A 963-nucleotide genomic window follows, 5' to 3' on the forward strand; every position below is an offset into this window, starting at 1 on the left:
TACTAGACTTGTTGCAGCGCCCGGCTAGCTCGATATTTGAGGGATGAAACTTTCGATTCAGGATTTGAAAACGCCTCGCCAATGGCGGTCCGCGTTGGGGTGTGACGCGCATCACTTCGCGCAGCTGCTGGTGGTGTTCCGACGGGCATACGCCGAATTGCATGCGATGCAACTAGCTGAACGCATGGTCATTCATCCAGCCGGGACGCGCATAAAAGACGAAGAAGAGTTGCTTTTCTTTACCCTTTTCAGTTGCAAATCAGGGCTAACTTATGACGTACTCGGATTGGTCTGTGGCCTGGACGGGGCTACGGCCAAGCGCCGACAGGACGAAGGACTGGCAGTGCTGCGCGAGGCACTGCGGTTGGCCGGCTGTTTGCCCGAACGCGAATTTCAATCACCGGCCGAATTACAGCGCTATTTTTCCAAACGGCGGGCCGTGCTCGTCGATGCCACTGAATTTGCCACGCAACGGCCGCAGGAAAAAGCGGCACAAAAAGCGCAGTACAGTGGTAAAAAAAACGCCACACCCTAAAAGCGCTTATCCTAGCCAATGCCCAGCGGAAATTAATTTACGTGGGCCGGGTAGTGCCGGGGGCAATGCACGACTTCACCCTGCTGAAACAGCAGCTTTCACCCGATAAGCAGTGGTTTAGCGGCTTGACCGTGCGCCTGGATTCCGGCTTTCAAGGCTTCGGTAAAACGTACGCTTGCGAGAAATTATTTCTGCCAACTAAAAAACCGCGCGGCGGACAATTAACCAAAAACAAGAAATTTTGCAACACACAACAAGCCCGTAAACGAGTCGTGGTAGAACACAGTATCGGGGGCCTTAAACGGTATCGTATTTTGTCTGACCGTCTGCGCATGCACAACCTGGAACAATTTGATGTGGCGTTAGAGGTCTGCGCCGGCCTGTGGAACTTCTGCCTAACTCATTGATAATTCAGTACAACAACTCTA

The 963-nt window shown here is 52.6% G+C and carries 2 protein-coding genes; both read left to right on the forward strand.

All coding sequences use genetic code 11. The features are described 5' to 3' along the window. Positions 1-43: 43 nt before the first annotated feature. Positions 44-535, forward strand: a complete 492-nt coding sequence (locus J4G38_RS28270) for a hypothetical protein (protein ID WP_210522257.1) — start codon at positions 44-46, stop codon at positions 533-535. A gap of 41 nt (positions 536-576) precedes the next feature. Next, positions 577-942 (forward strand): transposase family protein, encoded by a 366-nt coding sequence (locus J4G38_RS28275; protein ID WP_317198242.1) that lies wholly within the window; start codon positions 577-579, stop codon positions 940-942. Positions 943-963: the final 21 nt, after the last annotated feature.

It is taken from the genome of Hymenobacter terricola (assembly GCF_017921975.2).
GTDB lineage: Bacteria > Bacteroidota > Bacteroidia > Cytophagales > Hymenobacteraceae > Hymenobacter > Hymenobacter terricola.